Source organism: Klebsiella sp. BIGb0149, assembly GCF_004362605.1.
Classification (GTDB): domain Bacteria; phylum Pseudomonadota; class Gammaproteobacteria; order Enterobacterales; family Enterobacteriaceae; genus Klebsiella; species Klebsiella terrigena.
In genome coordinates, this window is sequence record NZ_SNYG01000012.1 from 48,588 (window position 1) to 68,169 (window position 19,582).

The following is a 19,582-nucleotide window of genomic DNA, read 5'->3' on the forward strand; positions in this document are numbered from 1 at the left end:
AACTGGAGAAATACGTAATCAAGAGGCGATTGTTATGTGGAATATCATCACACCTGGCGGCAGGTTAACCGGCACTCTGGACGTCGATTCGCAGGGCAGGATCCGTGCGATAAAACAGGAGCAGGGAGAGCCAGAGGGATGGCTTCTGCCTGGGTTTATTGATTTGCACGTGCACGGCGGCGGCGGGAAAGACCTAATGGAAGGCGGCGATGCGCTTCGGACATTGGCGCGGGCGCATGCGCGCTGCGGTACGACGACTTTACTGGCTACTACCGTAACGGCGAGCCCTGAATCCCTGACTTCCGTATTGTGTGATATCCGGGAGTTTATGGATCGGCCACGTAGTGCCGATACCAGCCGGGTGCTCGGCGTTCATCTTGAAGGGCCGTTTGTGAACCCGGAAAAACTTGGCGCCCAGCCGCCTGAGTCGCGACCGGCGAGCCGAAAGGAAATTGACCATTTACTGGAACTGGCTGATATCCGTTTGATTACGCTGGCGGCAGAATTCGCCGAGAATCTGGAAATGATACCTTACCTCATCGAAAGGGGCGTTCGGGTTCAGCAGGGACATACGCTGGCGACCTATGATCAGAGTCTTCACGCTATGCGCTGCGGCGCGACGGGATTTGCGCATCTGTTTAATGCCATGAGCGGTATACATCATCGTGAACCGGGCGTACTGGCGACCGCTCTGGCACACGGCGAGTTTGCCGAGATCATCCCCGATCTTGAGCATGTGCATTCCGGCGCATTGCTTGCCGCCCGGCGGGCGATTCCAAAACTTTACGCCGTTACTGACGCCTGTTCTGCAATGGGAATGCCGGACGGAGAATACCGCCTGGGGTCGCATACGATCTATAAATATCCTTGTATGTCAGCGGCCCGTCTCAAGGATGGCAATCTGGCGGCGAGCACGCTCGGCATGGATCAGGCGCTACGTAATTTCCTCAGATTGGGGATGACGCCAGAAGAAGCGTCGGCCCGCGTTTCTCTTTATCCTGCTGAATTCCTCGGTTTGAGCGATCGCGGGCGTATAGAGCCGGGGGCCTGGGCCGATTATGTTATCCTCGACCATGAATTTAGGCTTTGTAAGGTGGTTATCGAAGGGGTTTCGGTGCCCTTGACCGATTAAGGTGGTCCTGAGACGGATGGCGCCATAATCTTATGCATCATAATGAGCGTCAATTTCTACCCGAGGCAGAAGGCCTCGTCGATGAGATAACTCATTGGGTTGCTTCAAGTTTATATCAGTCTCTGAGGGGCGGGGATGAGGCCGCGCTTCGCCCGGATATTCATATTTTACCGCAGCGACTGTCCGACATTACGCCGGATGCAGAGCATTTAATTTCTTCCGCGCGACGCCGCTGACTTTTTGTTCATCCGGGCAACAACTATTTATCGTTAACCGCGTAATATCCTTTCTTTATCCGTAGAATCCCAGCTCTTTAGATATGTTTTTGGCTGACTCAGTAATCTCTTTGGTTATTTTGTCGATACCTATGCTTTCTAATTTTGCCGTGGCCAGGGAAATTGACACTGAATAAAGAACGTTGTTTTGAATATCGAAGATTGGCGCGGCGATGCAATAGGCGCCTATTTCTTTTTCTTCTTTATCCAGCGCTATTTTGCTCTGTCGAATGTGCTGTAATTCTTTGAGCATGTCGGGCAGTTGGGTGATGGTGAATTGCGTATATTGGTGAATATCATTCTTATGCGTTTCCCAATATTTGGCAGGGTACTTTTCATTGCTCCATGCCATAAAGATCTTACCCATCGCAGAGCAATATAAAGGCATGCGTTGACCAATGTAAGAGCTGGTCCGCATCACGCCGGTGGTTGCCTCAAGCTTATATATCAATATTACTTCGTCGCCTTCGCGGAAAGAAAAGTTAACGGTTTCGCCGACGTCTATATTTAATTTTTCCAGGTGCGGAGCAGCGATGTGAATAATATTCAGGGATGATAGTGCTTTTTGTCCGACAGAGATGAACTTTGTTGTAAGGCGATAACTACCGGGGGAAGGGGCTTGAGTAATATAGCCACAGGTCAGCAATCCTTGCAGTAGGCGATGCACCGTACTTTTATTCATGCCTGACAGTTCAGCAAGGTGGGCTAGCGGGCAACCGTTGGGGAAATTACTTAATATCTCGATGAGCCGTAAGCCTCTAAATAAACTTTGTGTTCCCGATGGTTTATTGTCTTTATCGCTTGTGTCTTTATTTGAGAGTTCCATTTTAATCCTCATGGCTAACTTATATCTGACCCTGCGCCATCAACAACGATTCCATACAAGATTAACTGATACCCGACAACCTGTAAATTGCTCATTTGTTGCGCTTAATCGTTTGTCGCCGTTTACGGCTGTTCATATGAACACGTTGTGATCTAAAGTGAGAATTCCATCACAGATTACAATAATTACAAATAAATTATTGTTTTTTAACGATAAAAAATAATCCGCGCCCCTTTGCATTTATTTTTGACCGGAGCTAGTATTCTTGGAACGTCATTTCGCATGTTGGAATATAGCGGTGTTGTTTTAGTTAAACGGCTATGACTTTCACCTGGAATTCTCCGGAGGCTGTTATGCAGCAAAGTGATAAAGCAGCAGTACTGACCCTGAGCCATATCACCAAACGGTTCGGTGGTCATCCTGCAGTGAACAACGTAAGTCTGAAGGTCTTTCCTGGCGAAGTGCTGGCGTTATTAGGGGAGAATGGTGCCGGTAAATCCACACTTATCAAAGTATTAGCTGGGGTTTACTCCCGTGATGAAGGCGACATTCTGTTTCATGATACGAGTATCTCGTCGGCGGCCAGTCTGAAAACCCCGTCTTCTCAACCCATTGCTTTTATCCATCAAGATCTTGGCCTGGTTGAATGGATGACCGTTGCCGAAAATATGGCGCTGGTCATGGGGTTTAAACGCCGGATGGGGCTGATCAACTGGAAACAGGTGCGTGAGAGATCGTTAGCCGCCCTGAACGAAGTGGGCATCTTGTTAGACCCGGATGCCAGGGTTTTTGACTTATCGCGGACAGAGAAGTCGTTACTGGCCATCGCACGTGCGGTTGCGGTGAACGCAGAAGTGTTGATTTTAGATGAACCCACCGCATCGTTACCTGCCAACGATGTAAAGCACTTGTTTGAAGTCATCAACCGACTCAAAAAACGCAACGTTGGCATGGTGTATGTGACGCATCGTTTAGATGAAGTGATTGAAATTTCTGACCGTATAGCCGTGATGCGCGATGGCAAGCATGTGGCGGAAGGTATTACGTCAGACTACAAGTTACATGACCTGGTGACCTTAATCGTCGGTGAAGCGTTGGAAAACAAACAGCGTCATCCCCTACCTGAAAGCGGTGACGCGGTACTCGGCCTGAATGGAATAGAAATTAATGAGATCGGCCCGGTGACATTCAGTCTTCGTCCGGGGGAGATGCTGGCGCTGGCCGGATTACGCGGTGCCGGGCAGGAGGAAATCGGTCGGCTTCTTTTCGGTTTGCGCAAAGCAACCGGCGGCCAGATTCGTTTCCGTGGAAAGTCTTACCATCCGCAAAATCCCATCGAGGCGATTAATGCCGGGGTTTCTCTCGTTGCTGGCGATCGCACAGGCGAAAGCCTCGTCATGACCATGAGCGTCAGAGAAAATCTGTTTCTTAATCCTTGTACCAGCGGGCATCGGTTGCTTAAACGCTACGCCCGGCGCGCGGAGATCGGCGCCAGCTGGTGGAAGGTACAATTGTTCGACATCAGACCAAAAGATGTGAACGTCGATATCAGCGCTTTATCTGGTGGAAATCAGCAGAAAGTTGTTATGGCGCGCTGGATGCATCTTAATGCGCCATTATTAATTCTTGAAGATCCTACTGCGGGTGTGGATGTTGGAGCGCGAGAAGAAATTTATCATTTACTCAATAAAGCTCTTGCGGAAAATATCGCAGTGCTTGTTATTTCCAACGATCTTGAGGAAATAGCGCATATTTGTAATCGAGCATTAGTTTTCAATCGTGGCCAGGTTGTCGGTGAATTAAAAAATGAACAGGTAACCTTTTCCAATTTACTGGCGCTTGCTTCAGCAAGTAGCAGCGAATCATCCATTGCAGTATGACTAATAAGGCCTGAGTAATCTTATGTCTAAAACATCAATTAAATCTACTGCGCTAGAGCAGCGGGTGAGTTTAGCGCAACAGGGGTTTGCCCCTTGGAGTATGCAGATCATGACGCGTTACGGTTTATTGATTCTGTGTATTTTGCTGGCGATATTTTTCTCAGTCCTCTCGCCTTCATTTGCTACCATGCTGACGGTACAGGCAATTATTGCCAGTAAAGCTAAAATTGCCCTGCTGGCCCTTGCTGCCACCCTGCCAATGATTGTCGGGAAAATCGATCTCAACGTCGGGTTTGGTATCGTATTGTGGCATATCCTGGCGATTACTCTGCAGGTTGAATACGGTTTTTCCTGGCAAATGGCCGTGGTGGTGGTCCTGGTCATCTCGGCTATTTATGGGCTATTAAATGGCATTCTGGTGGCATTAGCGGATATCGACAGCTTTGTCGCGACGCTTGGTTCAGGGACGGTCCTTTATGCGATTGCTCTCTGGCATACCGGCGGACGACAGATTGTTGGGGATTTACCTGATGCATTCAGTGCATTACAAAATACAGAGATATTCGGCATTCCGATCGGCGCCTACTATGTGGTATTCGCGGCATTGGTCCTGTGGTTAATTACTGAACATACTCCTCTTGGCCGCTGTATGTATGCCGTCGGGGGAAATCCTACCGCCGCAAGACTGAATGGTATTCCGGTCAATAAATATATTATCGGCACCTTTATTGCCTCCAGCGTCCTGAGTGGTTTTAGTGGCGTACTGATCGCGGCTGAGCAGGGGGTGGGACAGGCAAGCGTAGGGATTGACTACCTGCTTCCCGCTCTGGTTGGGGCTTTTCTGGGGAGCACCACGATCCGCCCGGGGCGGGTCAATATTTGGGGAACGATCGTCGGTATCGCGATTCTGGCCATTGGTATTGCCGGCATCCAGCAATTTGGCGGCGAATTCTGGGTCGAACCTCTGTTTAATGGCGCGACGCTACTATTGTCTATCACCCTGGCCGGCTATGCGCAGCGCCGCCGCATGCTTAATCAAAAGGCGGTCGTCAAGAATGCCTCCGTGACGGCGGTGGGTGACTCTGCCGGCGCCGGCGCATCGCGATCCTCTTCTCCAGCTGCAAACCAGAAAGCAGTTTCATCTGTACCCACTGACCTAAAACAATAAACGATCCCTGGAGGTTCAATATGAAAAATCAGGCACTTGCTCTTACCTTAATGGCAGTTATGACCGCGTCACTCCCCGCGATGGCGGATAGCTACCTTGACCAGGCTACTGCGGCGATCGCCAAAGCAACCTCAAATGGCAATCAATGGGATGGACCAACGACGGGCCCGAAAATTCAACCGAAAAAGAAAATCGTTTTTATCGCCGAAGATATGAAAAACGGAGGCGTGCAGGGAGTGCAGCAGGGGCTGAGCGAGGCGGCTAAGGCCGCGGGCTGGGATTTAGTCACTCTGGATGGAGCGGGTTCGGTGCAGGCGCAGCTGGCGGCGTTGAACCAGGCGATAGCACAGCGTCCTGATGGCATCATTATTGGAGCCTGGAATCCAAACGTCGCGAAGTTTCCCCTGAAAAAAGCGGCGCAGCAAAAAATAGTGCTCATGTCGTGGCACGCTGAACCCCAGCCAGGCCCGGTTCCGCAGTTCAACATCTTAAACAATATTACCTCTGACTCTAATGATGTTGCGCGACTGGCGGCGCAGTATGCCGTCGTCCGTTCAGGTGGTAAAGCGAAGGTGATGATTTTTACGGATTCGCTGTATCAGATCGCGTTATCCAAAGCGAACGTGATGAAAAGTGAAATTGAAAAATGCAGCGGTTGTAAAGTGGTTAACTTTATTGATACTCCGCTGGCTGACACCGCCAATCGCATGCCTTCTCTGACTTTCAGCCTGTTGCAAAAATACGGTGATAAATTCCAGTATTCTCTGGCAATCAACGATCTGTACTTTGACTTTATGGCGCCATCATTGAAAACCGCAGGCAAAGGTGGAGCGAATGCCCCATTTAATATTTCCGCGGGCGACGGATCCATCTCCGCTTTCCAGCGTATTCGTAATGGTGATAGTCAAATTGCGACGGTAGCCGAGCCGCTTAAATTACAGGGCTGGCAGTTAGTTGATGAATTTAACCGCGTATTTTCCGGGCAGCCCATCTCCGGATATATCGCACCGGCGCGTCTCGTGACTAAGGATAACATCGGCGAGGATGGCGGCCCGCAGAATATATATGATCCAAATAATAATTATCAGCAACACTATAAAACCATTTGGGGTGTTAATTAAGGAGAGTAGCAATGCAACTTGAAAAACTCTGTTCCCCGGCTATTTGGGCCGAAGGCCCGGTATGGTTATCCGACCACAATGCTATTATTTTTAGTGATGTAAAGGGAAACCGCATGTACCGTTGGCATCGAGAGCATGGCTTAACGGTCTGGCGGCCTTTTTCAAACTATGCGAATGGCAATGCGCTTGACCATCAAGGTCGGTTATTAACATGTGAACATGGCCGCCGCGGGATAAGCAGAACAGAACATGACGGGAGCATTACGTTATTAATTGATCGTGTTGAAGGTAAGCGTTTTAACTCGCCCAACGACCTGACGGTGCATCAAGATGGTTCCATCTGGTTTACCGATCCGCCCTACGGCATCATCGGCGATATTGAAGGTTATCATGCGCACAGTCAGATAATTGGTTGTTACGTCTATCGTTTTGACCCTAAAAGTGGCGAGATAAAGATTATTATCAGCGATGTTCAGCGCCCCAATGGGCTGGCGTTTTCTCCCGACCAATCGCTACTTTATGTCGCCGATATGTCAATTGCCGACTTCCCCGGACAGGGGCGTCGTCAATTAAGGGTCTACGAGCTTAACGGTGACCAGAATGTGGCGGGGCGTTTCTTTGCGCAGGTTGAACCCGGACTGCCAGACGGGTTTTGTGTCGATGGTAATGGCGATATCTACTGCAGCTGTCTGGATGGCGTTATCATTTTCGACAAGATGGGCAATAAAATTGGTAAAATTGACGTGCCGGAGACCGTGTCTAATTGTACGATTGGCGGCCCGAATAATAATGAGTTATATATCACGGCCACAACCTCTTTATACTGTATACGAATACGTTAACCTGTGAGGATGAGATAAAACCGGCAACCATCGGTCATTTCATAAATGATTACGGCGATATTAAACGTTTTTATATTTAAAGTAATATGTTGAATAGTCCTGCCCTGGAGCAGCGTTCATGTTTTTTCGCAATATGCTAATTTCGTCCTTTGGCGGTGGACGGGTTTCCTGGCAGGATTATTTATGTCTATGAGGTTGTAAATCAAAAAATTCTGCAATGGAGAGTATTATGATCACCGGGCATATAGATAACACCGACCTGCAATATTATCCTCCTGCGGTAAGGTACGCGCTGTCGTACCTTGCTAAACAGGACTTACCGGCTTTACCATCGGGAGTGCATACCGATGAACAAACCGGGTGGCAGGTTCAGGTTCAGGATTTGCAAACAAAACAGGAACAGGAGAATTATCCTGAAGCCCATCGCCGATATATTGACCTGCATTTTTTAGTCACCGGTCATGAAACTATTTATGTTAAAACCCAACCCGTCGATCTTGAAATTCACGAGCCCTATGACGCCGTCAGGGATATTATTTTTTATAAGCCGGTAGCCGATGAAACCCGAATCAGGATGTTGCCAGGCACCTTTGCGGTGCTGTTTACCCAGGATCTGCATCGTCCTAACTGTGCGACAACGGTGCCGGAGGCAATTCGTAAGATCGTGATAAAAATTCCGTTAACCGATCTCATGAAACCCTGAGCGAATATCGCTGGTTGCATAATGAAAGTTGACTGCAGGGAATATTACGCTCACGGCGCGGTCCTGGCCAACGCCCGGCTATGGCTGCGTCTGTCGGCAGGGAGCTCGCCCGACTGCCCGCTTGCTCTCTGCTGGATGAAAACGGGCAGAACCGTGCGCGCCGTATTGCCGTTAAGTGGCGGTTTTTAGTGATCCTTTTCACAGTTCAGCCGCATAGTATCGCCCCTGATAGCGATGCCCCTTTTCAATCACTCGCGAAGTGATAACCATCCCCTACAGAAAATATACCGCGCCCCGGCGAGGGGTCGGTCTGGCGGGGAGGGGAAAAAATGCAGAAAGAGATGGTGATCGTGCTGGACTGCGGCGCAACCAATATTCGCGCCATGGCCATTGATGATCGGGGTAACGTGTTGGCCAGCGTCCACCGGCAAAACTTTACGCTTAACCCGCCGGAAAACCCGCAGTGGCACATCTGGCCGCTGGCAAACATCATGGAAAGTCTTGAACACTGCTGCCGGACGCTGGTCGGGAAACTTCCGCAATACCCGGTGCGCGCCTTGACCATTACCGCCTTTGGCGTCGACGGCGCGCTCGTGGATAGCCGCGGGGCGCCGCTGTATCCGGTGATCAGCTGGAAATGTCCGCGTACTGAAGCTGTGATGAATAATATCCACAAGTACCTGGCTCCGGCCGAGCTGAAGGCTATTACCGGCGTGGCGCCGTACAGCTTCAACACCCTGTATAAGCTGATATGGCTGCGGGAGAACGTCCCCGATGTGTTCGAACGCGCCCACGCGTGGCTGTTTATGTCGTCGCTGATCGGCTTTCAGCTGACCGGTGAAATGACCACGGAAAGAACCATGGCAGGGACCAGCCAGCTGCTGGACGTCGCGAAAGAGACCTTTAGCGAGCGCCTGCTTGAGGCGATCGGCATTACGCGATCGCTGTTCCCGCGCATGGTGAACTCCGGCGAGCCGATCGGCGAGCTGCAGCCGGCGGCGGCGGCCCGCTTCGGGCTTAAAGCGGGCATTCCGGTGATTGCCGGCGGCCACGATACCCAGTTTGCGCTTTACGGTTCGGGCGTGGGGCTTAATCAGCCGGTGCTCTCCTCGGGTACCTGGGAGATCCTGATGGTGCGCTCGGCCAGCATCAATACCGATCTGCTGCAGTCGCACCGCGCGGCGACCTGCGAGCTGGATAGCATTGGCGGCTACTTTAACCCCGGCTGCCAGTATCTGGCCTCCGGGGTCCTGGAGTGGATCCGCGAACTCTACTGGCCGGGGGCGCCCGCTCCGCAGGTTTATCAGCAGATGCTGCAGGAGGCCGGGCGCGTGCCGGCAGGCTGCGAAGGGGTAACGATGCGCAGCGATCTGATGGGCGATAAGCAGGCCGGCTGGCAGGGGGTGACGCTGTCCACCCGGCGCGGGCATCTATACCGCTCGGCGCTAGAGGCGCTGTCGCTCCGCCTGCGCGAACAGTTGACGATGCTGGAGGCGGTGGCCGGATTCAAAGCCAGGGAACTGGTGCTGGTCGGCGGCGGTAGCCGCAACGCGCTGTGGAATCAAATTAAGGCCGATACCCTGCAGCTGCCGGTGAAGGTGCTGGAGAAGGCCGAAACCACCGTCGCGGGAGCCGCGATGTTTGCCTGGGCCGGCTGCGGGGTATATCGCAGCGCGGATGAGGCGCGGGCGCAGGTGAGCTTCGATTATCAGACCTGGCTCCCCGGCCAGCCTAGCGGCGGATAACCGCGGTGACCGCCGCCACGTTGCCGATAACCACTTCGCTGCTGCGGGCTATTTTGCTGGAGTCCACCAGCAAAATAGTTTGCAAACTCTTTTTCAGCATGAATTTTTTGAACAGCGCGTTGCCGTTATCGGTATCCCAGATATTGCCGTCGGCATCGATACCGTCGCAGGAGAAGATGAACAGGTCGATATCAAGATGGCGCACTATATGCAGCGGCGAGTCGTTGATGTAGCTGGCGTACTTTCTGTCCAGCGTGCCGCCGGAGCAGAGTACCCGGATGCGGGTTTTCTTTTCCAGCTCGGCGCAAATGCGGTAGCTGTTGGTGTACACCGTCAGATCCTGGTCAGCCAGCCGCTTCGCCAGATGCCAGCAGGTCGAACTGGCGTCCAGCGCGATGCACATTCCCGGCGTTATCCACTCGATGGCGGTCTCCGCCAGCGCGGTTTTTCGCTGGGCGTGGCTTTTCGATCGCGAGTCAAAGGCCATGCCCGGACCCTCCGAAGCACCTTCCAGCTTTCTGGCTCTGCCGTACTCCCTGACCAGCAGCCCCTTGAACTGCAGATACTGCAAATCGCGGCGCAGCGTCTCCTTGCTGACGTTCAGCCCGGCCGCAAGCTCGCTGACGCGTAAAGACGCATTGCCGTTGAGCAGGGCAATAATCTCAGCCAGACGGTCCTGCCTGTTCATCTTTTCACTCCTCGTTCGCCGCACAATCTTGCGCACTATACCCTAAATCATTCGGGTTGCAGGAGGGCGATGCGGCCAATTGCCCGTTTGCCCTCCGTCGCCGGCAAACGGGCGCTGCGCGGACGGTTTTCAGCGGCAAGTTTTCTCCTTTTGGGCCCATTATTTTGACAATCATCACACATCTACATGGCTGACTATTGCCATCCGGGACGCCGCCAGAAGATATCGCCAACGTCATCCACCCTAGTTTGTTGCGCCGAGGAAAACACAATGGAAAGAACCGCTATTGCACGCCAGATTATCGACACCTGTCTGGAAATGAGCCGTATGGGGCTTAATCAGGGGACATCGGGCAATATCAGCGTCCGCTTTGGCGATGGGATGCTTATTACGCCGACCAGCGTCCCCTACGAGCAGCTGAGCGAAGACGATATCGTTTTTGTCGACGGGCAGGGACGCGCCGAGGCGGGCAAAACGCCGTCCACCGAATGGCGTTTCCACCAGGCTATTTTGCAGGCGAAGCCGGAGGAGAACGTGGTTCTGCATAATCATGCGGTTCATGCGACGGCAGTGGCCATTTTGAATAGAGAGATCCCGGCCATTCACTACATGGTCGCGGCGGCGGGCGGGAAAAAAATTCCCTGCGCGGGCTACGCCACCTACGGCACCCAGGCGCTGTCCGACTATGCGGTCACCGCCATGACCGGCTATAAAGCCACGCTCCTGCAGCATCACGGGATGATTGCCTGTGGCAAAACGCTGGAAAAAGCGCTGTGGCTGGCGCAGGAGGTGGAGGTGCTGGCGAGGCTCTATCTGCTGACGCTGGCGGTCACTCCGGACGTGCCGGTATTAAGCGATGCCGCGATCGATGAAGTGCTGCAAAAATTCCACGGCTATGGTTTGAGCGATATTGCCCGCTAGCCCAATCTTCCCCCTCCGGCCTGAGGAATCTCCAGAAAAAGTGAAAGGCACGATAAAGTGTGATCTACTGGTTGCGCTAACAAATCAGAAGAGATCTCATAGTGCCTTTAAAGACAGTGTGCCAGAAATTCTTTTCCTCGTTTTTACGCGGGATTCATTCTTTCCGTATTAACGTCCTCACTTCCATTGCTGTTGCGCTCTGCAACGGCGCTGAACCCCGGATGCGGCGCGAACGCCTTATCCGGGCTACGATCCGTGCCCATGGCGGGTGATAAACCGTTGCGCTACCGGGGTTTGGGGGCCCCCTCCAGACATCTACAAAAGAATTATCTGATTTAAAATTTTATCCTCCCCATATTTGCGAGCGCTATCACGTTAATTAGCGCGAAAAGTGTGATCTTCGCTGCAAATATCTCTGAGATCCCCACTCTTGTCTTATTCTCTGTCCGGAAGGCAGGACACGATTTAGTATTGTCGTTATTTCAATGCCCTTTTATATTTATCATCACGGATTGCAAGTGGAGCTTATCTGTACAGAGCTTCTTAATTATTTTTAATCTGTGTAAGGGTAAATAATGCAAATGATTACCTCGCGACAAAACAGATTATTGAAATTCCTTCTCTCTCGAAGGGAATTTATTACCTTATTAAAAATCGCTGAATACTTAAATGTTTCAGAAAAAACCATTCAACGCGATTTACGCATACTGGAGCCGTGGTTAGCAGAATGGAGTATCGGCATAAATAAACGTGCCGGTGCCGGGGTAATGTTAAGCGCAGATAATATAACGGACCTGTTACACCTCGATCAGCTGCTGGGTGCAGAAGGTGACGATACCGATGGCATGATGAACAATTCCCGGCGCGTGAAAATAGCCTCACAATTATTAAGCGAAACGCCACATGAAACGTCAATCAGCAAATTGTCGGAACGCTATTTTATCAGCAGCGCTTCCATCGTTAATGATCTGAAAGTGATTGAATCCTGGATTGCCCCGCTAGGGCTGACGTTGATTCGCAGCCAGAGCGGAACGCATATCGAAGGCAGTGAAAGTAGCGTTCGCCAGGCAATGGCATCGCTGATTAACGGCGTCATTAACCATAACGAACCAGGTGACATGATCTATTCTCGTCTTGACCCGGGCAGTTATAACGCGCTGGTTCATTATTTTGGCGAAGACGATGTTTTATTCGTTCAGTCATTATTACAGGAGATGGAAAACGATCTCTGCTGGTCGCTGGGCGAGCCGTATTACGTCAATATTTTCACCCATATTCTGATCATGATGTACCGCATTACGCGCGGCAATGCGCTGCCGAAAAAGGATGACAACGCGAGCGCCTTCGATGAAAACATCTTTTCCGTTGCCAGCCGCATGGTTCAGCGTATCGAAACACGCATTGCCCATCCGCTGCCGGAAGACGAAGTTTGGTTTATTTATCAATACATTATCTCTTCCGGCGTGGTCATCGAAGAGCATAACGACGTCAGCGTGATTGGCCATATGCACTCCAGCGACGAGGCCCGGCTGATTACCCACCGGCTTATCGCGACCTTCGCCGATATGGTCGACAGCGACTTTAGCCAGGACATCGCACTGTACGACGGGCTGCTGATTCATGTTAAGCCGTTGATTAACCGTCTTAATTACCAGATTCGCATTCGTAACCCGCTGCTGGACGATATCAAAGGTGAGCTGCAGGACGTCTGGCGACTGACCCAGTGCGCGGTGAACCGGGTGTTCAGCGGCTGGGGCGAACAGGCGGTGTCGGAAGATGAAGTTGGCTATTTGACCGTGCATTTCCAGGCGGCGATGGAGCGGCAGATTGCCCGCAAGCGTGTGCTGCTGGTCTGTTCGACGGGCATCGGCACGTCGCACCTGCTGAAAAGCCGCATTCTGCGCGCCTTCCCGGACTGGACCATCGTAGGCGTGGTCTCCGCAGGGAGCCTGCCGTCAATGCTAACGGAGGATATTGAGTTGGTGGTCTCGACGATCAATCTGCCCGCCATTGCCCTGTCGGTGGTGTATGTCACCGCCTTCTTTAATGATGCCGATATTAAGCGCGTGATGGAAACGCTCATCACGGAAAAATTGCATCGTGCGACGTCTCTGGTCGTCGAACATTAATGTCTGAATTCCATGAGGTATGATTAATGGATATAACGAAAATCCTGAATACGAATCGCGTTATTTTAGATATGAAGGCCACGAATAAAGCGGAGGCAATTGAAGAGCTAACCGATCTGTTGCAAAAAGACGGTGCGATTAATTGCCGGGAAACGTTTATTCAGGATGTCTGGCAGCGTGAGTCAGAAGGGTCGACCGGCTTCGAAAATCATATCGCAATACCCCATGGAAAATCGTCGGCGGTGGTCAATACCACTCTGGCGATTGGGCGCACACGCCACGATATTCCCTGGGAAACCCTCGATGGCAGTAACGTGCGCTGCATTATTTTGTTTGCTGTACGGCTTGAAGATCAAAACACCACGCATATCCGTCTGCTGTCTCAGGTGGCGGGTGCTCTGGCGGATGAGGAGATTATCGAGCAATTACTGGAAGAGAGCAGTCCACAAAAGATTATTGACTTGTTTAGTCAATATGCTGAATCCGATGTTTGCTAAATAAAAAGTGGAGCATGTTATGAATATTGTTTGTGTCGCTGCCTGTACGGCGGGAATTGCACATACGTATATTGCCCGCGAGAAGTTAATTAAAGGCGCAAAAGCGCTCGGGCATAATATTAAAGTGGAAACTCAGGGCACTATCGGTACTGAAAATGAGTTACTGGCGGAAGATATTTCCGCAGCCGACGTCGTTATTCTTGCGGTCGATGTCAAAATAAAAGGAGAAGAGCGCTTCATTAATAAACGCATCGTGCGAGTTAAGACCGAAATTGTAATCAAATCACCCGTTCAGTTTCTTGAAAAGGTCGAAAAATCATTAGCTAATGCATGATCCTTATTCGGAGGGATCTCACATGAGTGAAAATAAAGTTCCTGTTTCGCAGGAAATTAAAAGACATCTTTTGACGGGCATCTCGTGGATGATTCCGTTAATTGTGGCGGCAGGGATCTGTATTGCCCTCGGCCAGGTACTCGGCGGCACAAACGTTGGCGAAAAAACGGGCACCATCCCCTGGATGCTCAATCAGATTGGCGGCTGGGGAATGGGGTTGATTGTCCCCCTGATCAGCGCCGCGATTGCCTATTCCATTGCTGACCGTCCCGGATTCGCGCCGGGTCTGATTATCGGCTTTGTCTGCGGGCAAATTCATACCGGGTTTATCGGCGGGATGCTGGGTGGTTTCCTGGTAGGCTACACCGTCCTGCTGCTTAAGCACTATATTCGTCTGCCGAAATCGATGCAGGGTCTGATGCCCATCATGGTGCTGCCGGTGCTGAGTACCATTATCGGCGGCCTGCTGATGATGACCCTGATCGGCAAGCCCATCGGCTGGCTACAGGAAGCGCTGATCCACATGCTGGAGTCGATGCAGGGCGGTTCACGCTTCCTGATGGGGGCCATCCTCGGGGCGATGGCAACGTTCGACTTCGGCGGCCCGGTGAACAAAACCATGTCGCTGTTCGCCGACGGGCTGCTGGTGAGCGGTGTATACGGGCCGGAAGCGGTGAAGTTTGTCGGCTCCATTATTCCGCCGTTCGGCATCACTCTCTCGTTCCTGCTGACGCGCCATAAATACACCCGTGCTGAACGCGAAGCGCTGAAAGCCGCCTTCCCGATGGGGATCTGCATGATTACCGAAGGGGTTATCCCGATTGCAGCGCGCGACCTGCTGCGCGTGGTCGGCTCCTGTGTGGTGGCCTCGGCGGTTGCGGGTGGCCTGATCATGGTGTGGGGCGTGGAAAGCCCGGTGCCGCACGGTGGCATGTTCGTGGTCCCGCTGTTTACCCATCCGCTGCTGTTCTGCCTGGCGCTGGGGATCGGCACGGTTATCTGCGGCGTGATGCTGTCGCTGTGGAAGAAATCGGTGACCGAACGTGACGAAGAGTTTGACGAACTCAGCGAGAAAAAGCTGAAAGACGAAGAGATCACCTTCACCCTGGAATAAACGGAGACCCTATGTTTGCCGATATGAAAAGCATGGTGACCAAAGCCTGGCGTGAACACTATGCGCTGCTCGCCATCAACTGTATGAATCTCGAAAGCGCCCGTGCTGCGGTGCAGGTTGCTGAGAAACACCGTGCGCCGATCATCCTGAACCTGTATCAGGGGCATCTGGCCCATTTCCCGGCCCCGGTGGCCGTGGCGTTGGTGAAAGCGCTGGCCGACGAGGCTACGGTGCCGGTCACGCTGGCACTGGACCACGGAAAAGATCCGGTGCGCATTCGCCAGGCGTTTCGCGCCGGGTTCAGCGGGCTGATGATCGATGCGTCCGCCTTCCCGCTGGAAGAGAACGTTCGCCAGACTCGCGCAGTGGTTGAACTGGCTGCCAGTGCCGGGCTGTGTGTGGAAGGGGAGCTGGGCCATCTGGCCGATGCGCCGCGCTACGATCACGCCACCAATGCGGATCTGATGACCCAGGCCGCCGACGTTGAGCCGTTTATCCAGCAGACCGGGATTGACCTGCTGGCGGTATCGGTCGGCACCGCGCACGGCATGTACGCCCCCGGCATCACGCCTGCCATCGATTTTCAGCGCCTGGAAGAAGTGGCCCGCAAATCAACGGTGCCCCTGGCATTGCACGGCGGCAGCGGTACCCCGTTTGACCAGATGCAGCGTTGCCCGTCCTTTGGCGTCGCCAAGATTAACGTCGGTGCCGCGGTGTTTGAAGCCGGTAAAGCCGCGCTGCTGCATACCCTGTGTCATGACAATTCTCGCGAACTGGTGGATGTGCTGATGGCCATGGAGCAGGCCAGCGAGGAAGTCATTATTCCGTATCTGCAGGCCAGCGGCGCCATCGGCAAAGCCTGATTCATTTTTCTGTCACGCCTTATATGCCTCTGCAACGACGCACCGGCAGGGCTTGCTACACCCTGAAACTGGAGAATTAACATGTTAATTTCAATGAAAGAGTTACTGAAACCCACCCGCCAACACGGCTTCGCCATTGGTGCGTTCAACGTGGCGGATAGCTGCTTTATCCGTGCTGTGGTGGAAGAAGCGGAAGCCACCAACACGCCTGCCATTATCTCCATCCACCCCAGCGAGCACGATTTTGTCGGGGATACCTTTTTCAGCTATGTCCGCGATATCACGATGCGCAGCCCGGTACCGTTCACCCTGCACCTGGACCACGGCGCGTCCGTCGAGCATGTGCTGCGGGCAATCCAGTGCGGGTTCACCTCGGTGATGATCGACGGCTCGCTGCTGCCCTATGAAGAGAACGTGGCGCTGACCAAAGAGGTGGTGCACCTGGCGCATGCGGTGGGTGTTTCGGTGGAAGGGGAACTGGGCACCATCGGCCAGACGGGCACCTCCGTGGAAGGCGGTGTGTCGAAAGTAACCTATACCGACCCGGCTCAGGCGGAAGATTTTATTGCCCGAACCGGGGCAGACACCCTGGCGGTGGCGATTGGTACGGCGCACGGCATTTACCCGAAAGGGATGCAGCCGGAGCTGCAAATGAACATTCTTCGCGATATAGCCGGGCGTCTGGATATTCCGCTGGTGCTGCACGGTGGTTCGGCCAACCCGGATGCGGAAATCGCTGAATCGGTGACTCTGGGCGTGGGCAAAATCAACATTTCCAGCGACATGAAACACGCCTACTTCCAGAAAGTGCGCGAGATCCTCGCCAGAGAAAGCTGGTGGGATCCGAATGTGATCTATCCGGATGCGATCAACGCCGCACGGGATGTGATCCGCCACAAAATGAAGCTGTTTGGATCGACCGGGAAAGCGTCACTCTACTAAGGCCATCGAGGCGGGTTCGCCCGCCTCTTTCGCAACAAGGAAAGGGATATGGACTACCTGGGGCTGGATATCGGCGGCACAAAAATCGCGGCGGTGGTGATGGATGCGCAGGGGCGGGAAATGGCCCGTTATCGCTGCCCGACGATAAAAGCGAGCTATTCGCAGTTTGTGGAATCGGTGGTCGCCTTTATCGACCAGATTCGCCATGACAGGCAACAGTCGATGATGACCGGGATTGCCCTGCCGGGCAGCGTCTCGCCGCTGAGCGGGCTGATTAAGAACTCGAATATTCAGGTGATTAATGGCCGTGCGTTGCAGACGGATCTCCAGCAATTACTGGGGCAGACGGTGGTGATGGCGAACGACGGCAACTGCTTTGCCTTGTCGGAAGCCTGCGACGGTGCAGGGCTGCAGCATGAAGTGGTGTTTGGCATTACGCTCGGTACCGGCTGCGGCGGCGGAATAGCCATCAATCGCCAGCCGTTCGTTGGCACGTGGGGGAATGCCGCCGAGTGCGGGCATATCACCCTGCCGGGTTACAGCGAGCGGCACGACGGGCCGCCAGCACGCTGTTACTGCGGCAAAGACAACTGCGTGGAGTCGTTTGTCTCGGGAACGGGCATCAGTAAGCGCTATCAGCTTCTTAGCGGGCAACATCTGTCGGGCGATGTGATTGTGGCGCTGGCACAGCAGGGGGAACCTAATGCCGTACGGCAGGTGGCGCGGTTTCGCCAGCAGCTTGCCCGTACGCTGGCAACGGTGGTGAACCTGCTCGACCCTGGCGTGATTGTGATTGGCGGCGGGCTGTCGAATGCGGCGTTGCTTATCGCGAACCTGGACGCTGACGTGGCCCCCTTCGTTTTTACCGATCATTTTTCTACCCCCATCGTGAAAGCCCATCACGGCGACAGCAGCGGTATGCGCGGCGCTGCCTGGCTCGCCATTCGAACCGGGAGAACAGAATGAAACGTTCACAGATTAACTATGCCATTGATAAAGCCCATGCCATCGCCGAGACGTTCCGGGTGTGCCTGCCGGAGTTTGCGTTTTTTACCGCCGATGCCTGGCGAAAGCAGCCGCTGGAGGAGTGGTGTGAGGTGCTGGATCTGCAACTGGGCTGGGACATCACCGATTTTGGCCGGGGTGATTTCGGCAAGATTGGCCTGACGCTGCTGACGTTGCGTAACGGCGCGCTGAATTCGAGCGCGTACCCGAAGCCGTATGCCGAAAAGATGCTGCAAATTCAGCAGGAGCAGCAGACGCCGTGGCATTTTCATACTCATAAGATGGAAGACATTCTGAACCGGGGCGGCGGCGATTTGTGTATGCAGCTCGGCTGGGCGACGGATGAGGCGTTGTTTGATGAGCGGCTCACGGTTGAAGTGAGCGTGGACGGGCGGCGACGTACGTTTAAGCCCGGCGAGACGCTGGTGTTAAAACCGGGGCAGGGTGTGTGCCTGCCGCCGCGTTTGTATCACCGTTTCTGGGCCGAGAAAGCGTTTGTGCTCGGCTGGGAGATTTCGATGGTCAATAACGATAAGCGCGATAACCATTTCCTCGAACCCGGCGGGCGTTTCCCGGCCATCGAGGAGGATGAGCCCGTGAAGTGGTTGTTATGCAACGAATACGATCGTTTGAATGTGACCTGATTTTCCCGGATACATCGTAAACGCCTTATCCGGGCTACGCATCGTACCGACGCGCCAGCGGGTTTCGGTGCCTGATGCGACAGCGCTTTTTCTCCCTCTCCCTCAGGGCTGAGAGATCCCCAGTAATATGGTCAGTTCCCCATGACCATATTACTGTACTCTTTACCTAACGTTTTCAGTGTATTAACGACATTCAGCCGCCTCAGTATTCCGGACTCATCCGCAGAACCTCAACCGCCAGCCTCACATAAGGCAGGCTCCTTTTGTCTTTTATACTGTTTGCCTGATAGCGCAGGTGGCGCTGCTTTTTCTCCGCAAGACATCCTGCCTGCCACATCCCCAGACTCGCCATGGCCGCCACGACGCTTAGTACCGCCAGACGTCCCTTGCCCTGGCTGCGGCCCAGCCTCAGTCCGAACCCGAAGCGCGGGCTTTTTTCATCCCGGAAGTTCTGCTCTATCTGCACCCGGCGACTGTACAGCGCCATTATCCGGCGGCGCGATTGCCGCCGCCGGTTTCTGCCGCAGTAGGGCGACAGCCCGCCGTCCATTTTCCCGCTAAAATTTTCCCGCTAAACGGTCACTTCCTCGTAATCGGTCATTATCGGTCAATTATGGCCGCGAGGATTTGTGACCGTTTGCAAAATTATTTCTGTTCATTTATTGACCGCTCGACGATTTATTGCCACTGGCGCCACAGATCGCGCATTTAACATTTCATCTATTCATCGCTTTTTTTGACAAATATCACATG

The 19,582-nt window shown here is 53.2% G+C and carries 19 protein-coding genes; 16 read left to right on the top strand and 3 right to left on the bottom strand.

Features of this window, described 5'->3' with window-relative positions:
• Window positions 1-34: 34 nt before the first annotated feature.
• Window positions 35-1,132 (top strand): N-acetylglucosamine-6-phosphate deacetylase, encoded by a 1,098-nt coding sequence (gene nagA / locus EDF75_RS25940; protein WP_208113330.1) that lies wholly within the window; start codon window positions 35-37, stop codon window positions 1,130-1,132.
• Window positions 1,133-1,423: 291 nt separating this feature from the next.
• Here the strand turns inward: nagA and EDF75_RS25945 are convergent, their stop codons facing one another.
• On the bottom strand, window positions 1,424-2,233 hold the full coding sequence (locus tag EDF75_RS25945; RefSeq protein ID WP_371822945.1) for an IclR family transcriptional regulator: 810 nt from the start codon (window positions 2,231-2,233) through the stop codon (window positions 1,424-1,426).
• A 353-nt stretch (window positions 2,234-2,586) separates the two neighbouring features.
• Between EDF75_RS25945 and EDF75_RS25950 the strand changes: the two genes are divergently transcribed.
• The 6 genes from EDF75_RS25950 to fucK all read left to right on the top strand — a co-directional run bounded on the left by EDF75_RS25950 (window position 2,587) and on the right by fucK (window position 9,692).
• Window positions 2,587-4,113, top strand: coding sequence for a sugar ABC transporter ATP-binding protein (locus EDF75_RS25950; protein ID WP_133601359.1), 1,527 nt, complete (start codon window positions 2,587-2,589; stop codon window positions 4,111-4,113).
• 22 nt (window positions 4,114-4,135) lie between these two features.
• Window positions 4,136-5,281 (top strand): ABC transporter permease, encoded by a 1,146-nt coding sequence (locus EDF75_RS25955; RefSeq protein ID WP_133601360.1) that lies wholly within the window; start codon window positions 4,136-4,138, stop codon window positions 5,279-5,281.
• A gap of 20 nt (window positions 5,282-5,301) precedes the next feature.
• Window positions 5,302-6,402, top strand: coding sequence for a substrate-binding domain-containing protein (locus EDF75_RS25960; protein WP_133601361.1), 1,101 nt, complete (start codon window positions 5,302-5,304; stop codon window positions 6,400-6,402).
• 11 nt (window positions 6,403-6,413) lie between these two features.
• On the top strand, window positions 6,414-7,244 hold the full coding sequence (locus EDF75_RS25965; RefSeq protein WP_133601362.1) for an SMP-30/gluconolactonase/LRE family protein: 831 nt from the start codon (window positions 6,414-6,416) through the stop codon (window positions 7,242-7,244).
• A gap of 229 nt (window positions 7,245-7,473) precedes the next feature.
• A complete protein-coding gene (locus tag EDF75_RS25970; RefSeq protein WP_133601363.1) occupies window positions 7,474-7,947 on the top strand; it encodes a NanQ anomerase/TabA/YiaL family protein in 474 nt (157 codons plus the stop codon).
• A 329-nt stretch (window positions 7,948-8,276) separates the two neighbouring features.
• Window positions 8,277-9,692, top strand: coding sequence for an L-fuculokinase (gene fucK, locus EDF75_RS25975; RefSeq protein WP_133601364.1), 1,416 nt, complete (start codon window positions 8,277-8,279; stop codon window positions 9,690-9,692).
• On the opposite strand, the gene fucR is transcribed toward fucK, so the two are convergent.
• Window positions 9,679-10,380 carry an L-fucose operon activator gene (gene fucR / locus EDF75_RS25980; RefSeq protein WP_133601365.1) on the bottom strand — a complete coding sequence of 234 codons (702 nt, stop codon included), beginning with the start codon at window positions 10,378-10,380 and terminating at the stop codon, window positions 9,679-9,681. The two genes, fucK and fucR, sit on opposite strands and share 14 nt — an antisense overlap.
• Before the next feature lie 270 nt (window positions 10,381-10,650).
• Here fucR and EDF75_RS25985 point away from each other — a divergent pair, with 270 nt between their 5' ends.
• From EDF75_RS25985 to EDF75_RS26025, 9 genes are all read left to right on the top strand, one after another.
• Window positions 10,651-11,301: an L-fuculose-phosphate aldolase gene (locus EDF75_RS25985; RefSeq protein ID WP_133601366.1), complete on the top strand. Its 651-nt coding sequence runs from the start codon at window positions 10,651-10,653 to the stop codon at window positions 11,299-11,301.
• Between the two features lie 575 nt (window positions 11,302-11,876).
• Window positions 11,877-13,430 carry a BglG family transcription antiterminator gene (locus EDF75_RS25990; RefSeq protein WP_133601367.1) on the top strand — a complete coding sequence of 518 codons (1,554 nt, stop codon included), beginning with the start codon at window positions 11,877-11,879 and terminating at the stop codon, window positions 13,428-13,430.
• Window positions 13,431-13,456: 26 nt separating this feature from the next.
• The gene (locus EDF75_RS25995) at window positions 13,457-13,927 is read left to right on the top strand and encodes a PTS sugar transporter subunit IIA (protein WP_133601368.1); all 471 of its coding nucleotides are present in this window, start codon (window positions 13,457-13,459) and stop codon (window positions 13,925-13,927) included.
• A 19-nt stretch (window positions 13,928-13,946) separates the two neighbouring features.
• A complete protein-coding gene (locus EDF75_RS26000; RefSeq protein WP_039080096.1) occupies window positions 13,947-14,261 on the top strand; it encodes a PTS fructose transporter subunit IIB in 315 nt (104 codons plus the stop codon).
• A 22-nt stretch (window positions 14,262-14,283) separates the two neighbouring features.
• Window positions 14,284-15,375, top strand: coding sequence for a PTS fructose transporter subunit IIC (locus tag EDF75_RS26005; protein WP_133601369.1), 1,092 nt, complete (start codon window positions 14,284-14,286; stop codon window positions 15,373-15,375).
• Between the two features lie 11 nt (window positions 15,376-15,386).
• The gene (locus EDF75_RS26010) at window positions 15,387-16,238 is read left to right on the top strand and encodes a class II fructose-bisphosphate aldolase (protein WP_133601370.1); all 852 of its coding nucleotides are present in this window, start codon (window positions 15,387-15,389) and stop codon (window positions 16,236-16,238) included.
• 81 nt (window positions 16,239-16,319) lie between these two features.
• The gene (locus tag EDF75_RS26015) at window positions 16,320-17,180 is read left to right on the top strand and encodes a ketose-bisphosphate aldolase (protein ID WP_133601371.1); all 861 of its coding nucleotides are present in this window, start codon (window positions 16,320-16,322) and stop codon (window positions 17,178-17,180) included.
• 48 nt (window positions 17,181-17,228) lie between these two features.
• Window positions 17,229-18,146, top strand: a complete 918-nt coding sequence (locus EDF75_RS26020) for an ROK family protein (protein ID WP_133601372.1) — start codon at window positions 17,229-17,231, stop codon at window positions 18,144-18,146.
• A complete protein-coding gene (locus tag EDF75_RS26025; RefSeq protein WP_133601373.1) occupies window positions 18,143-18,829 on the top strand; it encodes a D-lyxose/D-mannose family sugar isomerase in 687 nt (228 codons plus the stop codon). The genes EDF75_RS26020 and EDF75_RS26025 overlap by 4 nt, the downstream gene beginning before the upstream one ends.
• 202 nt (window positions 18,830-19,031) lie before the next feature.
• Here the strand turns inward: EDF75_RS26025 and EDF75_RS26030 are convergent, their stop codons facing one another.
• Window positions 19,032-19,316, bottom strand: a complete 285-nt coding sequence (locus EDF75_RS26030; RefSeq protein WP_133601374.1) for a hypothetical protein — start codon at window positions 19,314-19,316, stop codon at window positions 19,032-19,034.
• Window positions 19,317-19,582 lie beyond the last annotated feature (266 nt).